The organism is Asticcacaulis sp. (assembly GCF_027484505.1).
In the GTDB taxonomy this organism is placed as follows: domain Bacteria; phylum Pseudomonadota; class Alphaproteobacteria; order Caulobacterales; family Caulobacteraceae; genus Asticcacaulis.
Genome location: NZ_JAIXSV010000339.1, coordinates 1 through 14797 on the forward strand (window position 1 = coordinate 1; position 14797 = coordinate 14797).

General features: G+C 60.9%; 17 protein-coding genes. 6 read left to right on the forward strand and 11 right to left on the reverse strand.

Annotated elements, in window-relative coordinates; all coding sequences use genetic code 11:
- A partial coding sequence (locus Q0072_RS19880; RefSeq protein WP_366941858.1) for a hypothetical protein occupies nucleotides 1–264 on the forward strand: 264 nt, incomplete at its 5' end.
- Nucleotides 265–350: 86 nt separating this feature from the next.
- Here Q0072_RS19880 and Q0072_RS19885 read toward each other — a convergent pair.
- The 5 genes from Q0072_RS19885 to dapF form a co-directional block, all read right to left on the reverse strand.
- On the reverse strand, nucleotides 351–953 hold the full coding sequence (locus tag Q0072_RS19885) for a MarR family transcriptional regulator (protein ID WP_298333426.1): 603 nt from the start codon (nucleotides 951–953) through the stop codon (nucleotides 351–353).
- An 87-nt stretch (nucleotides 954–1040) separates the two neighbouring features.
- Nucleotides 1041–1730 (reverse strand): septation protein IspZ, encoded by a 690-nt coding sequence (locus tag Q0072_RS19890; protein ID WP_298333428.1) that lies wholly within the window; start codon nucleotides 1728–1730, stop codon nucleotides 1041–1043.
- 98 nt (nucleotides 1731–1828) lie between these two features.
- On the reverse strand, nucleotides 1829–2770 hold the full coding sequence (ftsY, locus tag Q0072_RS19895; protein ID WP_298333430.1) for a signal recognition particle-docking protein FtsY: 942 nt from the start codon (nucleotides 2768–2770) through the stop codon (nucleotides 1829–1831).
- A gap of 47 nt (nucleotides 2771–2817) precedes the next feature.
- Entirely contained in the window at nucleotides 2818–4149 is a 1332-nt protein-coding gene (gene mtaB, locus Q0072_RS19900; protein WP_298333432.1) for a tRNA (N(6)-L-threonylcarbamoyladenosine(37)-C(2))-methylthiotransferase MtaB, read from the reverse strand.
- Complete coding sequence (gene dapF, locus Q0072_RS19905; protein WP_298333434.1) at nucleotides 4142–4984, reverse strand: diaminopimelate epimerase; 843 nt, start codon at nucleotides 4982–4984, stop codon at nucleotides 4142–4144. The genes mtaB and dapF overlap by 8 nt, the downstream gene beginning before the upstream one ends.
- A 99-nt stretch (nucleotides 4985–5083) precedes the next feature.
- Here dapF and Q0072_RS19910 point away from each other — a divergent pair, with 99 nt between their 5' ends.
- The 3 genes from Q0072_RS19910 (at nucleotide 5084) to Q0072_RS19920 (ending at nucleotide 7592) form a co-directional block, all read left to right on the forward strand.
- Nucleotides 5084–5374 carry a DUF1330 domain-containing protein gene (locus Q0072_RS19910; RefSeq protein ID WP_298333436.1) on the forward strand — a complete coding sequence of 97 codons (291 nt, stop codon included), beginning with the start codon at nucleotides 5084–5086 and terminating at the stop codon, nucleotides 5372–5374.
- Between the two features lie 191 nt (nucleotides 5375–5565).
- Nucleotides 5566–5796: a hypothetical protein gene (locus Q0072_RS19915; RefSeq protein ID WP_298333438.1), complete on the forward strand. Its 231-nt coding sequence runs from the start codon at nucleotides 5566–5568 to the stop codon at nucleotides 5794–5796.
- Nucleotides 5754–7592, forward strand: coding sequence for a methyl-accepting chemotaxis protein (locus tag Q0072_RS19920; RefSeq protein WP_298333440.1), 1839 nt, complete (start codon nucleotides 5754–5756; stop codon nucleotides 7590–7592). Before Q0072_RS19915 ends, Q0072_RS19920 begins: the two co-directional genes overlap by 43 nt.
- Nucleotides 7593–7689: 97 nt before the next feature.
- Here the strand turns inward: Q0072_RS19920 and Q0072_RS19925 are convergent, their stop codons facing one another.
- From Q0072_RS19925 to Q0072_RS19945, 5 genes are all read right to left on the reverse strand, one after another.
- Complete coding sequence (locus tag Q0072_RS19925; RefSeq protein WP_013477796.1) at nucleotides 7690–7965, reverse strand: ATP synthase F1 subunit epsilon; 276 nt, start codon at nucleotides 7963–7965, stop codon at nucleotides 7690–7692.
- A gap of 61 nt (nucleotides 7966–8026) precedes the next feature.
- A complete protein-coding gene (atpD, locus tag Q0072_RS19930; RefSeq protein WP_298333444.1) occupies nucleotides 8027–9472 on the reverse strand; it encodes a F0F1 ATP synthase subunit beta in 1446 nt (481 codons plus the stop codon).
- A 10-nt stretch (nucleotides 9473–9482) separates the two neighbouring features.
- Nucleotides 9483–10352, reverse strand: a complete 870-nt coding sequence (locus Q0072_RS19935) for a F0F1 ATP synthase subunit gamma (RefSeq protein WP_298333446.1) — start codon at nucleotides 10350–10352, stop codon at nucleotides 9483–9485.
- A gap of 85 nt (nucleotides 10353–10437) precedes the next feature.
- On the reverse strand, nucleotides 10438–11970 hold the full coding sequence (gene atpA, locus Q0072_RS19940) for a F0F1 ATP synthase subunit alpha (protein WP_298333448.1): 1533 nt from the start codon (nucleotides 11968–11970) through the stop codon (nucleotides 10438–10440).
- Between the two features lie 20 nt (nucleotides 11971–11990).
- Nucleotides 11991–12545, reverse strand: coding sequence for a F0F1 ATP synthase subunit delta (locus Q0072_RS19945; protein ID WP_298333450.1), 555 nt, complete (start codon nucleotides 12543–12545; stop codon nucleotides 11991–11993).
- Between the two features lie 341 nt (nucleotides 12546–12886).
- Here Q0072_RS19945 and Q0072_RS19950 point away from each other — a divergent pair, with 341 nt between their 5' ends.
- Entirely contained in the window at nucleotides 12887–13687 is an 801-nt protein-coding gene (locus Q0072_RS19950) for a TerC family protein (RefSeq protein WP_298333452.1), read from the forward strand.
- Nucleotides 13688–13806: 119 nt separating this feature from the next.
- Nucleotides 13807–14643, forward strand: coding sequence for a hypothetical protein (locus Q0072_RS19955; protein WP_298333454.1), 837 nt, complete (start codon nucleotides 13807–13809; stop codon nucleotides 14641–14643).
- A 19-nt stretch (nucleotides 14644–14662) separates the two neighbouring features.
- Here Q0072_RS19955 and Q0072_RS19960 read toward each other — a convergent pair.
- Nucleotides 14663–14797: hypothetical protein (locus Q0072_RS19960; protein WP_298333459.1), on the reverse strand; the 135-nt coding region annotated here is incomplete at its 5' end.

The following is a 14797-nucleotide window of genomic DNA, read 5'->3' on the forward strand; positions in this document are numbered from 1 at the left end:
CAAATGCTTCTCGGTCGCGCCGCCACCCCGGCCGCAGCCCAAAAACCGGCTGCCGATACCGCTGCGCGTTTCAATGACGCTTTATCTGCACAGAAGGCCTTTTTCCGTCAGGCCACGGGTCAGGCGGCGTCCGTCGATCAGCCCGCGCCGAAACCGGCTGGGGTCACGCCAGCCACCTTCAAGGCCGCGGAAATCGCGCAGGGCACGAAGCCCGAGGAACTGCGGATGCTGCGTCCGGGCAGCCTGCTCAATATCCGGATTTAGCAAGAAGTAGGGTTCCAGTTACCCCACCACCGCATCTCGCCTACGGCTCGTGCGGTCCCCCTCCCCGGCTCGACGGGGAGGTATGATCAGGCGTCCTGCTTTTCCGCCGCGACGCCTTCGTTCAGCGCGGGAAAGGGCAACGGCTCCTTGTGCTTTTTGCCAGCCTTCTTGCCCTTCTTTTTCTTGTCGGCCTTCTTCTCGCCCTTCACCTTGCGCGGTGCCTCTTCGGTATCCTCTTCGCGCACGGCGGCGATACGGCGCAAAAGCTTGAGGAAACTGTCGCGCTTGGGCGGCGACAACAGGGACAGTATGCGCTCATCCGCCGCCTCGACCTTGGGGCGGATCTCGTTAAGGGCGGCGCGCCCTTCGTCGGACAGACGCACCAGATTGGCGCGCGCATCGGTAACTGAGCGTTCACGCGCCAGAAGCCCCTTGGCGATCAGACGCGCCACCATGTCGGCAAGCGTAGAGCGGTCGATACCGGTAGCCTTGACCAGATCGGTCTGGGTCAGGCCCTCCGCCGTGTCCGCCGCCAGAAGCAGGGCGTATTGCCGCTGAGTCAGGGCGCTGTCGCCGGTTTCTTCGGTATAGATATCAAGGGCGATTTGCAGCACCCGATGCAGAAGATGCGACGGCGAATTTTCCAGCAAGTCCGAACCCTCGAAATGATTACGCTTATGCTTCTTCATGCGCCGTCCCCATGCTGAACGACGCTATCTAAGCATCACTATACAACAGAATTACGACAAATCCATCCGCATACTGACGGAGTGTCTTCAGGAGGCGGACGGGTTCGTTTCCGGCAGCATATTCTTCATAAGGAAGGGCATCAGAAGAAGCGTAAAAAGTACGGGCCCGCCAAACGCAGAGGCCATCTTCCACACCACCCAAACATCATCCGACTGTGTACGCCAGACGATCTCATTGGCGATGGCCATCACAATGTAGAAGCCAACCCACATCCACGTCAGCTTGGGCCACGCGCTCTCTTTCAGCTTCAGAGCTTCACCTACCATGCTCTTAAGCGGATACTTCTTCATCAGCGCAGCGATACCCAGAATGCTGCCGATCAACGCAAACACGACGGTCACCTTGACCTTGATGAAGATCGGATCGTGGAAGAAAATGGTCATCAGACCCATCGGAATGGCGAACAGGGTTGCCACCAACGGAATCCACGCCACGCGCTTTTCGATAATCATTGCGGCCACGAAGGCGATAATCGACAAGGCGACCAGCACACCCGTCGCCCAGATCATCGGCGCGGTGGCATCCGTGCCGCCGATCTTCAGTGCGCGGAAGATAAAGAAGCTGATGCCGAACCCGACCACGGGGCCAAAGTCGATGGCTGTCTTGGTCCAGTTGGTCGCCGCCGGTTCCGGGGCGTCGGGCACGATGGCTTCGGGCAGGGCTTCGGCCTGAGTCTCGGTGATTTCGATGCGCGGTTCGGGCTTTGGGGCGATCATCTTAAGCGCTTTCCGAAAAGTGTGACGCACTTTTCGGATAAAAAGCGCGTTAAACCAAAATTATAGAGCGGAATGATTTCAGTGGAAATCATTCCGCTCTAGTCTCCGAGGGGTTCAAGGCCGACCATCGAACGCGCGAAGGCACTGGCGCGGAACGGTTGCAGGTCGTCGATCTCTTCGCCCACCCCGATCAGCTTGATGGGCGCGTCTGAAGCCTTGGCGATGGGGACAAGGATGCCGCCGCGCGCCGTGCCGTCCAGCTTGGTCATCACAAGGCCCGATACAAAGGCCTGACGCCCGAAAATCTGTTCCTGACTGAGGGCATTGCGGCCGACCGTGGCATCGAGCACCAGAAGTGTCTCATGCGGGGCGTCCGGATCGACCTTCTTGATGACGCGGACGATCTTCAAAAGCTCATCCATCAGCTGTTGCTTGTTCTGAAGGCGGCCCGCCGTGTCGATCAGCACGACATCATAGCCCTCTTCTTTCGCCCGCACCGTGGCATCATAGGCCAGACCCGCCGCATCAGCGCCGGTCTTGCGGCCCATAAAGTCGGCTTTGGCGCGTTCGGCCCACACCTTGAGCTGCTCCACGGCAGCGGCGCGGAAAGTGTCCCCCGCCACGATCAGGACCTTCGCGCCTTTGGCGGTCAAAGAGGCGGCAATCTTGCCCAAGGTCGTCGTCTTGCCAGAGCCGTTCACGCCGACAAACAGCACGATATAGGGCCTGGGGCCGGACAGGGGATCGAAGCGGTCTTCGCGGCCTTTCAATTCCTCGGCAATGGCTTCGGCCAAGGCCTCCTTGACCGCGTGGTCATCGGTCGAGGCAAATTTTTTGGCGGCCATCTTGCCGGCGATGGAGGCGGCGATATGCGGACCGAAATCGCTTTCGATCAGCATATCCTCCAGCGCCTCAATGGCGGCGGCGTCCAGCGTCTTGTTGGCGACGAAGACGCTCGTCACCTGCTCGGTCAGTTGCTGAGAGGTCTTCGACAGGCCCTGCGTCAGGCGCGAAAACCAGCCGGGTTTTTTCTCGGTCATCAGTATCTCCCCCTCGCCCGGTTGCGGGAGAGGGTCGGGGTGAGGGGCTATATCAGCACAGCCCGCGCGCGCTTACCGTCATGGCCGGTAATCCGCAAAGAGGCAATACCCCCGACATTTACTTTTTCCGGGGCCGCAGGGCCCTCAAACAACACCTCGGTAAAGTCCGCCGCGCGGGCAAAGCCGGGCTTTTCAACGACCGCCGACACCTCACGCCCCACCTGCTTATCGAGGTGTCGCGTCAGGGCCTCACCCGCCTTGGCCCGCAGACGGGCAGCACGCTCCTTGATCAGGGCGCGCGGCAATTGCGGTATCTTCGCCGCCGGGGTTTGCGGTCGCGGGCTGTAGGGGAAAACGTGCAGGAAGGCCAGATCACATTCATCGACCAGCGCCAACGAATTGGCGAAATGCGCTTCGCTTTCGGTCGGGAAGCCTGCGATCATGTCGGCCCCGAAGGCCACGTCGGGGCGAAGGGCGCGCACCTGCTGCACCAGTTTGATAGCGTCGGCGCGCAGGTGGCGGCGCTTCATGCGCTTGAGGATCAGGTCGTCGCCATGCTGCAAAGACAGGTGCAGATAGGGGGCCAGCCGCTCTTCCTCGGCAAACAGGCGCAGCAATGTATCGTCGATTTCCGCCGCATCAATAGACGACAGGCGCAGACGGTTAAGGTCGGGCACATGCTTGAGGATACGCGCCACCAGATGCCCCAGTTGCGGCTGCCCCGGCAAATCATTGCCCCAGGAGGTCAGATCGACGCCCGTCAACACGACCTCATTATAGCCTTCGGCCACCAACCGCGAAATCTGACCCACCACGTCGCCAGCGGCGGCGGAGCGCGAATTGCCGCGCCCATAGGGGATGATGCAGAAGGTGCAGCGGTGATCGCAGCCGTTTTGCACCTCGACATAGGCGCGGGCGCGGTCCTTCAGGCCGTCGATCAGGTGACCGGCGGTTTCGCGCACCGAAAAGATGTCGTTGACGGCAATGCGCGCCGAGTCGGGCGTCAGCGCATAGGCTCCGGCCTTCGCCTTATCGCCATTGCCGATGATGAAATCGACCTCGCCCATAGTGGCGAAGGTGTCAGGGTCGGTTTGCGCCGCGCAACCGGTCACGATCAGGCGCGCGTCCGGGTTTTCCTTGCGCGCGCGACGGATGGCCTGACGCGCCTGACGCACGGCCTCGCCGGTCACCGCGCAGGTGTTGAAGATGATCGCCCCATCGAGCCCGTCTTCGGCGGCGACCTTGCGAATCTGCTCGGACTCATAGGAATTCAGACGGCAGCCGAAGGTCACCACCTCGACACCCGACGTCAGGCCCGTGGGCGTCGCAGGCGGTTCAGCGGGCACTTCCTCGTGAGGGTGAGCATGACCATCAGCCATTGAGCTGACCTTCAAATTCAACCTCGACCGGCCCCGTCATAATGACGTGGTCGTCCGCTTGCCGCCACAGGATGTGTAGCGGGCCGCCATCCATAATGACCGTGGCGTGGCGGTCGCTCAGGCCGCGTCGCGCACAGGCCACCAGTGTAGCGCACGCCCCGGTGCCGCAAGCCTTGGTGATACCGGCCCCGCGTTCCCATACCCGCATGCGGATGGTGTTGCGGTCTATGACCTGCGCGAATTCAACATTCACCCCTTCCGGAAATAAGGGATGGTTTTCGATCAGGCTGCCCGTGCGTTCGACATCGACGGCAGAGACGTCCTCAACGAAAAAGACCACGTGCGGATTGCCCATCGAGACAGCACAAGGCGTGTGATAGAGCGGCGCATCAATCGGCCCGACCTGAAGCTCCAGCCGTTCGGTGTTCATCTCTTCGGACAAAGGGATTTGCGTCCAGTCGAGACGCGGTGCCCCCATATCGACGCTGACCATCCCGGTTTTTGCGTCACGTTCCAATACCTTTGCCGCAGTCGCGCCACCCAGGGTATCGATGTGAAGGTCGGCGCCGGGGGTGTCACGGTCGAGATACCAGCCGACGCAGCGCAGGGCATTGCCGCAGGTTTCCACCGTGCCGCCGTCGGAATTCCACACGCGCATGAAGGCGTCACCCGACGCGGCGCCCTCAATCGCGATAAGCTGATCGAAGCCGATGCCGGACGCACGATCTCCCCACGCCTTCACCTGAGCGGCGGAGGGGTGGAAAGGAGTCTGGCGGGCATCGACGACCACGAAATCGTTGCCGAGGCCGTTCATCTTGAGAAAGGGGCGCGTCATGACGGGCTATATAGTCCCAAAGCCCGTTAAAATGTAGGCTTTTGTGGAAATTCTTGCTAACCGGGACGCATCCAACCCAAAAATCGAGGAGCCTCCCCCATGCCCAAAGCCTATATCATCGCTCAGGCCAAGGTCACCGACCCGGAATCCTACGCCAAATACGGTGCTGGCACCAAGCCCGCGGCTGAAAAATTCAACATGACGCCGCTGGCTCGCGGAGGCCGCTCGCAGGTGCTGGAAGGCGAAGGCTTCCCGCGCGTCGTGGTGCTGGAATTCCCCTCCTATGAGGCGGCACTCGGCTATTATAACTCGCCGGAATATCAGGCCGCGCGTGAGCATCGCCTCAACGCGGCCGAATTCAACATGGTCGTGGTCGAGGGCGTGGAATAGACCCTCTGCGACCTCATGTCGCAAAATGCGACACACAAAATAATCCATTAATATCAATAGCATGAATATACGGCGGTGCGCCAACCCTGCAAACAGGTGTGGGCGTACCGCTACACATAACGCCGTTAACTTTTGTTTATAATCTGAGGCACAGGATACGCCCAAAAGCGTTCTGATCAGGGAAGTGCCTCATGTTTTTCAAGAAAAATGTCACCACGGCGCACCGCGCGCCTGAGCCGATCCTTGAGGCGGCCCCGCCGCCCCCATCCACCCTGCCTTCTGAAGCCATCCGCATCCTGCGCAGCGACAGCCGTCTCAGCCAGATCACCCCGAACAGTTCCGCTTCGGGGCGCGACCCGCCGCTCTGGTGCTGGCCTTTGTGTCGCCGCACATCGCCTTCGAAGAGGTCTGCCGCCGCCTGAAAAGCCTTGCCGGTGAGGCGCCGCTGATCGTTTCCACCTCCGCCGGTGAACTGTGCGCCCAGAATGGGGAAGCCCCCTACTGCCCGGCGGGCAATGGGTGGGACAATGTGGTCATTCAGGCCTTTTCGCCAGACCTGATTGCCGGGGTCAGCCTCCACAGCGTGCCGCTCTACTGCGATGACATCCGAAAGGGGCATGCCACTCTGTCGCGCGCCGAACGAGTGGACAGGCTCGCCGAGGCCCTGAACCGTTTGCCGCCCACAGCTCCGATCAGCGCGCAGGAGACCTTTGCCCTGACCTTTGTGGACGGGGCCTCGCTGTCCGAAAGCTATTTCATGGAGGCCGTCTATAAGAGCGGGCGCTTCCCCTGCCTGTTTGTCGGCGGGTCCGCCGGCGGCAAGATGGACTTTCAGAAGACGTGCCTGTTTGACGGGCAGCGCGTACTGGAAAACCACGCGGTCTTCGCCCTGGTCCGCATGGCCCCCGGTAAGCGTTACGGCGTGCTGAAAAGCCAGAATTTCCGCAAGATCGGACCGGCCTTCGTGGTGGTCGATGCCGACCCCAACAAGCGCACGGTCAGCGCCATCTACGATTCGCAGCGCAATCAGGTGGTGCCCTTTGTCGAGGCTCTGTGTCAGGCTCTGCGCATCAAGCCGTCGGAGTTGCAAAAGACGCTGGAAGGGCGCGCCTTCGGTATCGAAATCGACGGCGAGTTGTTTGTGCGCTCGGTGGCGCAGATCGACTTCGACAGCGGCAGCGTGACCTTCTATTGCGACGTCGGGTCGGGCGACGAGCTGATCCTGCTGGAGACCACCGACTTTGTGGAGCAGACGCGCAAGGATGTGGCGCAGTTTCTGCGCGATAAGCCAAAGCCGGTTGGAGCCCTTCTCAATGACTGCATCCTGCGCCGGGTGATCAATGACAGCCGCCTCAGCCAGACGGGCGGCATCTGGCCCGCCCCCGTGGCCGGGTTTTCGACCTTTGGCGAACTGTTCGGCATCAATATCAACCAGACCCTCAGCGCCATCGTCTTTTTCGATGTGGGTCAGGCCACCTATCAGGATGAGTTTATCGACAACTTTCCCATCCACTACGCGCGCTTTGTCAACTACTTCGCCCGCTGTAAGCTCAATCGCTCCGAAATCCTCAACAAGCTGCGCACCGGAGTTATCGACACCATCGCCCAGCACGTGGGGCTGACCGGCAAGATCGAGTCCGCCCTGACCGAGATCGGGGACGTGGGCAAGGTAATGGACGGCATCAAGCACGCGATGGACAGCGACCGCCGTGCTGTCGCCGCTCAGGACAATCACACCGAACAGTTGTCGCAGGAGTTCAGTACGCTGAATACCGCCCTGTCGAACCTGCGTCAGGTCCTGTCGGTCATCGACTCCATCACCTCGCAGACCAATCTGCTGGCGCTCAATGCCACGATCGAGGCGGCGCGCGCCGGTGAGGCCGGACGCGGCTTTTCGGTGGTGGCGGGCGAGGTCAAGAAGCTGGCCAGCGATACCAAGTCGGCCCTGACCCATACGCAGTCGGCCATCGGCGGCATCGAGGCTTCGCTTCAGCAACTGGGCGGCATCATCGAAGCGACGCGCACGCAGTTCGGCGAAGAAAGCCAGCGCTATCGCGACACCGTCGCCCATATCGAGGACATCTTTGCCCAGAGCGGCCATATCGAACGCACCCTGGGCGGCCTCAACCACGTCGTTGAGGAACACCACGAAGGCATGTCCGAGGTCAGCCGCTCCATCGACTTCCTGCGCAATCTCGATCAGCGCGCCAGAGCGTGATACCAAGGGTCATCAAAAATGACCCCTGGTTATAATTAAGCAAAAACCCCGCCGGAGCGATCCGACGGGGTTTTTTAGAGTGGCTTGTCAGAACGGTTTAGTGGACCGTTTCGACATATTCCTCGGCGCGCTCGGCCAGGATGGTGATGCCTTCGGCATTGACATCCGCGAAGCCGCCGATGACCTGAAACATGCGCTTCTGGTCGCCGTTGAGGATGGTCACCGTGCCTTCAGTCAGGGTCGTCATCAGCGGCGCGTGGCCCGCCAGAACGCCGAATTCACCTTCGGAACCCGGCGCGATAACCTGATCGACGTCACCGGCAAAGAGTTCCTTTTCCGGGGTCACCAGCGAAACGTGAAGTTTGTCAGCCATAATCGCTGCCTTTCACACTACCCCGCCCAAGCGCCCTGCGGCGCTCAGGCAGGTGTTTAAATTAAGCTTCCGCCGCCAGACGTTCGGCCTTGGCGATGGCTTCTTCGATGCCGCCGACCATGTAGAAGGCCGCTTCCGGCAGGTGGTCGTAGTCACCATTGCACAGCCCCTTGAAGCCCTTGATGGTGTCTTCGATCTTCATGAGCACGCCCGGCGTGCCGGTGAAGATTTCAGCCACGTGGAAGGGCTGCGACAGGAAGCGCTGGATCTTACGGGCGCGGGCCACGATCAGCTTGTCTTCTTCCGACAGTTCGTCCATGCCGAGGATGGCGATGATGTCCTTCAGGGCCTTGTACTGTTGCAGGATTTCCTGAACGCGCGTGGCGACCTGATAGTGCTCTTCGCCAACGATGCGCGGATCGAGGATACGCGAGGTCGAGTCGAGCGGGTCAACGGCCGGATAGATGCCCTGTTCGGCAATCGAACGCGACAGAACGGTCGTCGCGTCCAGACGGGCGAAGGAGGTGGCCGGCGCCGGGTCGGTCAGGTCGTCGGCGGGCACGTACACGGCCTGAACCGAGGTGATCGAGCCCTTCTTGGTCGAGGTGATGCGCTCTTGCAGCTTGCCCATTTCGGTGGCGAGCGTCGGCTGATAACCCACGGCCGACGGAATACGACCCAGCAGAGCCGACACTTCCGAACCGGCCTGCGTGAAGCGGAAGATGTTGTCCACGAAGAACAGCACATCCTTGCCTTCCTGATCGCGGAAGTATTCGGCCTGAGCCAGACCGGTCAGGGCGACGCGGGCACGCGCGCCGGGAGGCTCGTTCATCTGACCATAGACGAGGGTGCAGCGCGAGTTGCCGCCACCGCCGTGTTCGTTCACCTTCGACTCGATCATTTCGTGATAGAGGTCGTTGCCTTCGCGGGTACGCTCACCGACGCCGGCGAACACCGAATAACCGCCGTAGGCCTTGGCGATGTTGTTGATCAGTTCCTGAATGGTCACGGTCTTGCCGACGCCGGCACCGCCGAACAGGCCGATCTTGCCGCCCTTGGCGTACGGGCAGATCAGGTCGATGACCTTGATGCCGGTGACGAGGATTTCCGCCGAAGTGGCCTGATCTTCGAAGGCCGGTGCGTCGGCGTGGATCGGGTTGAAATAGGTGGTTTCGATCGGACCGGCTTCGTCGATCGGTTCACCGATGACGTTCATGATGCGGCCGAGCGTCGCCGGACCGACCGGCACGGTGATCGGGGCACCGAGGTCGGTGACTTCCTGACCGCGGACCAGACCTTCGGTGGCGTCCATGGCGATGGTGCGCACGGCGTTTTCGCCGAGGTGCTGGGCGACTTCGAGCACCAGACGCGCGCCTGAGGCGGTGTTGGTGGTTTCAAGCGCGTTCAGGATGGCCGGCAGGTTGCCGTCGAACTCGACATCGACGACGGCGCCGATGACCTGAGAGATGCGGCCCTTACCGGCCGTAATTTGCTGATGAGCGGTCATGGGAGTGTCCTTAGAGAGCTTCGGCACCGGCGATGATCTCGATCAGTTCGGTCGTGATCTGGGCCTGACGTTTACGGTTGTATTGAAGATTGAGCGCGTTGATCATCTCGCCCGCATTGCGCGTCGCATTGTCCATGGCGCTCATCTGGGAGGCGTAGAAGCCGGCATTATTTTCCAGAAGCGACGACAGGATCTGAACCGTCAGATTGCGCGGCAGCAGGGTTTCGAGGATCTCTTCTTCCGACGGCTCGTAGCTGTAGACCGCACCACCGGAGGTGTCTTCAGCAGAGGTTTCGATCTGAGCCGGGATCAGTTGCTTCGCCGCCGGGACCTGAGAGATCACCGACTTAAACTGGCTGTAGAAAAGGGTCACGACGTCGGCGCGGCCTTCGTCGAACTCCTTGAAGATGGCTTCGGCGATGGGCTGAACCGTCGTGAGGTCCAGCGTCTTGCCCAGCTCAAAACTTTCGACGAACAGCTCACCGAACAGACGCTTGAGCTGATCGCGGCCCTTGCGGCCCACGGTGATCACGCGCACCGTCTTGCCTTCGGCCAGCAGCGCACGGATGTGGTCACGCGCGGCGCGGGCGATGGCGGAGTTGAAACCACCGGCCAGACCGCGGTCAGCCGTGGCCACGACCACGAGGTGCTTTTGCATCGAACCCGTACCGGCCAGCAGCAGCGGCGCGGCATCGCCCGACACACCCTTGGCCAGATTGGCGATGACCGAGGCCATGCGCTTGGCATAGGGGCGCGCGTTTTCCGCCGCATCCTGAGCCCGCTTGAGCTTGGCGGCGGCGACCATTTGCATGGCCTTGGTGATCTTCTGCGTGGCTTTCACGCTTCCGATCTGATTGCGCATGTCCTTAAGACTTGCCATGAAAAGTCCCTATTATTCGGGGCTTTCGCCCCCTCCGGCCAGACAGGCTGGCCACCTCCCCCGCTCACGCAGGGGAGGAGGTTTATTAAGCGAAGTTGGCGGCGTAGTCGGCCACGATGGCCTTCAGCTGCTCTTCCAGCTCCGGCGTCAAGGCCTTCTTCTCGCGGATGGCGGTCAGAAGATCGACGTGCTTGCCGCGCAGCAGCGACAGGAACTCACGCTCGAAGCGGCCGACATCGCCCACGGCGATCTTGTCGAGGTAACCGCGCGTACCGGCATAGATCACCGCCACCTGCTCTTCGACCTTCAGCGGCGAATATTGCGGCTGCTTCAGAAGCTCGGTCAGGCGCGCGCCACGCGCGAGAAGACGTTGCGTAGCGGCGTCGAGGTCCGAACCGAACTTTGCGAAGGCGGCCATTTCGCGATACTGGGCCAGGTCACCCTTGATCGAACCGGCAACCTGCTTCATCGCCTTAATCTGAGCGGCCGAGCCGACGCGCGACACCGACAGACCGACGTTCACGGCCGGACGGATACCCTGATAGAAGAGGTCGGTTTCGAGGAAGATCTGACCGTCGGTGATCGAAATCACGTTGGTCGGGATGTAGGCCGACACGTCGTTGGCCTGGGTTTCGATGATCGGCAGAGCGGTCAGCGAACCGGCACCGTTTTCGTCGTTCAGCTTCGCGGCGCGTTCCAGCAGGCGCGAGTGCAGATAGAAGACGTCGCCCGGATAGGCTTCGCGGCCCGGCGGACGGCGCAGCAGCAGCGACATCTGACGATAGGCGACGGCCTGCTTCGACAGATCGTCATAGATGATCAGGCCGTGCATGCCGTTGTCGCGGAAGAACTCGCCCATGGCGCAACCGGCGAACGGCGCGAGGTATTGCAGCGGAGCCGGCTCCGACGCCGTAGCGGCGACGATGATGGTGTAGTCGAGCGCGCCGTTTTCTTCCAGCGACTTGACGATCTGGGCGACGGTCGAGCGCTTCTGGCCAATAACGACGTAGATGCAGTACAGCTTGGCCTGCTCGTCGGTGCCGGCGTTGGCGGCCTTCTGGTTCAGGATAGCGTCGATGGCGACAGCAGTCTTACCGGTCTGACGGTCACCGATGATCAGCTCGCGCTGGCCGCGGCCAACGGGGATCAGGGTGTCGATGGCCTTGATGCCGGTCTGCACAGGCTCATGCACCGACTTGCGCGGGATGATGCCGGGGGCCTTGACGTCCACGCGGCGGAATTCGGTCGCTTCGATCGGGCCCTTGCCATCGATCGGCTCACCCAGCGGATTGACGACGCGACCCAGCAGGCCCTTGCCGACCGGAACCTGCACGATTTCGCCGAGGCGGCGGACTTCGTCGCCTTCGCCGACGGCACGGTCTTCGCCGAAGATAACGACGCCGACATTGTCCTTTTCGAGGTTCAGGGCCATGCCCTTCACGCCCGCCTTGGGGAAGGAGACCATTTCACCGGCCTGAACCTGATCGAGGCCGTTGACGCGGGCGATACCGTCGCCGACCGACAGAACGGTGCCGACGTCCGAAACGTCGGCGTCTTCGCCGAAACCGGCAATCTGAGCTTTGAGGATGGCCGAAATCTCGGCAGCACGAATGTCCATTGGCATGCTCTTTTGGCGTCTTACGCCCGCTTGAGGGCAAATTTAAGGGAGTCGAGTTTGGTTTTAAGCGAAGCGTCGAACAGGCGCGAGCCGACGCGAACCTTGAGACCGCCCAGCAGCGACGGATCAACCGTCTGGCTGAGGACGGGATCCTGACCGAGCGCAGTGTGCAGCGCGGCCTGAAGACCGGTCACCTGCTCTTCGGTGAGGACCGTGGCAGAGGTAACGACCGCAGAGACAACGCCCTTTTTGGCGTTGTACAGGCGAAGGAAAGCGGTAACGAGGGCGAAAACCTGATCCAGACGACCATTCTGCGCCATCAGCCCCAGCGTCTTGAGCGTCAGGGCGTTTGGCTTGGCCGTATCGAGAACGGCGGTCAGGCCCTTTAGCTTGATTTCGGACTTGAAAGCATTGGAGGTGACGAGACGGCGCAGATCCTTGCTTTCGGTCAGCAGCGCCTTCAGGGTGTTGAGGTCTGCCTGCACCGCATCGAGGTGTCCGGCGGAATCCGCCAGTTCGAATACGGCCTTGGCGTAACGCTCACCGACCTCTGTTTCTCTAAAAATATCGCTCACGATAACTTCCAGCCAAAGAAATAAGTGGAATGGGCTTTTCCGGGGCCGGCGGGGCGCACTAAAAACAACAGGCGCGCAAAAACAACCGGCCTTTCAAGCCGCGCGCCTCTTAGCATGGGGTATGACCCACCGCAACCAACCAAAAAGCATTTTTCACTTTTCTGTGACCATGCGCCGTTCACAGGTCGTGTCGCCTTTTTTCAGCCACAAGCCCGCTGAGGGCAAAAAGATAAGGATGTTATCGTTCGCAATCGATTTTCCGGTTACGCGAAACATTGCCGCCTTACGTCGCAGCGTTTATCAAGAGCAATCGTTTTTAAGCCTTTTCCGAGAAAGCTCTCATGGACCTTATGGCCCTTTTGTCTGACCCCGCCGTCTGGGCGGCCCTTGTCACCCTCATCGTGATGGAGGTCGTGCTCGGCATCGACAACCTCGTCTTTATCTCCATCCTGTCCAACAAACTGCCGGAGCAGGACCGTCAGAAGACCCGCCGCCTCGGCATCGGGCTGGCGCTGATCATGCGTCTGGGCCTGCTTCTGACCATTGGCTGGATCATCGGCCTGAAGGCTGAGGTGTTCAATCTGGGGCTGGTCGGCCCCGTGGGTGAGCACGGTGAGCCGATGTTTGAGACGTCCTTCTCGTGGAAGGACATGATCCTGATCGCCGGTGGCCTGTTCCTAGTGTGGAAGGCGACCAAGGAAATCCACCACACGGTCGATCCCGCCCCGACCCACGACGTGATGGACGCCAAGAACGCCACCATCAATAATGCCGGAGCCGCCATCGTGCAGATCATTCTGCTCGATCTCGTCTTCTCCGTCGATTCTATCCTGACGGCGGTCGGCATGACCGAGCACGTGCCGGTGATGATGATTGCGGTCGTGGTCGCGGTTCTGGTCATGCTGCTGGCCTCGGACCCGCTGGCCCACTTTATCGAAAAGAACCCGACCGTTGTGATGCTGGCGCTCGGCTTCCTGCTGATGATCGGGACGGTGCTGATCGCCGAAGGCTTCGGCGTCCATGTGCCGAAAGGCTACATCTACGCCGCCATGGCCTTCTCGGCGATGGTCGAAGGCCTCAACATGCTGTCGCGCAATGCCGCCAAGAAAAAAGCCGCGCAATCGCCCGATCCGCATATCTGATTGCAAACACAAGCACAGTGAATGACGCCCCCGGCTCGCCGCCGGGGGCGTTTTTGTGTCTTCAACACTCGGTTAAGCCTGTTCCGTTAAGCTAACCGCGTTAGCAGAAGGCTCAACAGATGAATATTGGCACCTCCGGCATCAGCGGTCAGAACACCGCGTCCGCCACATTGACCGACCTGAACGACCGCCTGAAACTGGCCAGGGCGCAGAAGGCTGAGGCGCAGAAGACCGCCGCCGACACCCTGAATGAGATGCCTAAAAAGACGCGCGACGATGCGCGCGCCCGCGCCAAGGCCAAGGTGATGCAGCTGGTCGAACGGCTGAAGATCATCAAGGAACTGGGCAAGAGCGATCCGAAGATCATGGCCAAAATGCTGGCCAATCTGATGAAAGAGCTGAAGGCCGCCGTAAAGGACTATGCCAAGGCCGGCGGCAACGACATGGATGTGAGCGGTTTCAGCGCTGCCCAGAGCGCGGCCAGCCAGCCCGTCCCGGACTCAGACGCAGAGACAGAATCGACCGCTGAAACCGAAACGACAGAGGCTGCTGTCAGCGACACTGACCCCGCAACGGAGGATACAGCGGCAGAGGCGACGCCGCCCACCGAAACGGACGCCCCAGACGAAGCGACCGCCCCCTATATCCCGACCCCTGCCGACATAAAGGGTGCTGCCGAAGCCTATGTGAAGACCGAACGCCAGCGTGCCGAAGGCGAGCTGATGGAGGTCAATGACTTCATGAAGCAGGTGCGCGGTCTGGTGAAGGTGGTGAAGGACCTGTTTGAAACGGCGAAGATCAAACTGGCCTTTCAGAAGGTGGACAAGGACACGGTCGAAGCCTTCAAATCCTCCGGCAAGGATATGGAGGAGATCGACAAGGTGCTTCAAGACCTCAACAAGGGACTGGATGACGAACGCGTGGTCTATGGTCCCCGCGCCGCTATATATGCGTGATCAGAGGAAATATGCGTGATCAGAGGAAGCTGTACGGCTCGATATCTGTCACTACGCGCACGGCATTGGGCGCTTTCAGGCTTTTCAGCCAGGCGCTCATAAAGCCCTGAAGGTCGCGGTTGCGGTCGGCCCGGACGAGAAACCGTTTGCGCCA

Excerpts from the sequence above, each read along its gene's own strand:
- Q0072_RS19885 (WP_298333426.1), bottom strand. The coding sequence starts at position 953 with ATGAAGAAGCATAAGCGTAATCATTTCGAGGGTTCGGACTTGCTGGAA.
- Q0072_RS19890 (WP_298333428.1), bottom strand. The coding sequence starts at position 1,730 with ATGATCGCCCCAAAGCCCGAACCGCGCATCGAAATCACCGAGACTCAG.
- ftsY (WP_298333430.1), bottom strand. The coding sequence starts at position 2,770 with ATGACCGAGAAAAAACCCGGCTGGTTTTCGCGCCTGACGCAGGGCCTG.
- mtaB (WP_298333432.1), bottom strand. The coding sequence starts at position 4,149 with ATGGCTGATGGTCATGCTCACCCTCACGAGGAAGTGCCCGCTGAACCG.
- dapF (WP_298333434.1), bottom strand. The coding sequence starts at position 4,984 with ATGACGCGCCCCTTTCTCAAGATGAACGGCCTCGGCAACGATTTCGTG.
- Q0072_RS19910 (WP_298333436.1), top strand. The coding sequence starts at position 5,084 with ATGCCCAAAGCCTATATCATCGCTCAGGCCAAGGTCACCGACCCGGAA.
- Q0072_RS19915 (WP_298333438.1), top strand. The coding sequence starts at position 5,566 with ATGTTTTTCAAGAAAAATGTCACCACGGCGCACCGCGCGCCTGAGCCG.
- Q0072_RS19925 (WP_013477796.1), bottom strand. The coding sequence starts at position 7,965 with ATGGCTGACAAACTTCACGTTTCGCTGGTGACCCCGGAAAAGGAACTC.
- atpD (WP_298333444.1), bottom strand. The coding sequence starts at position 9,472 with ATGACCGCTCATCAGCAAATTACGGCCGGTAAGGGCCGCATCTCTCAG.
- Q0072_RS19935 (WP_298333446.1), bottom strand. The coding sequence starts at position 10,352 with ATGGCAAGTCTTAAGGACATGCGCAATCAGATCGGAAGCGTGAAAGCC.
- atpA (WP_298333448.1), bottom strand. The coding sequence starts at position 11,970 with ATGGACATTCGTGCTGCCGAGATTTCGGCCATCCTCAAAGCTCAGATT.
- Q0072_RS19950 (WP_298333452.1), top strand. The coding sequence starts at position 12,887 with ATGGACCTTATGGCCCTTTTGTCTGACCCCGCCGTCTGGGCGGCCCTT.
- Q0072_RS19955 (WP_298333454.1), top strand. The coding sequence starts at position 13,807 with ATGAATATTGGCACCTCCGGCATCAGCGGTCAGAACACCGCGTCCGCC.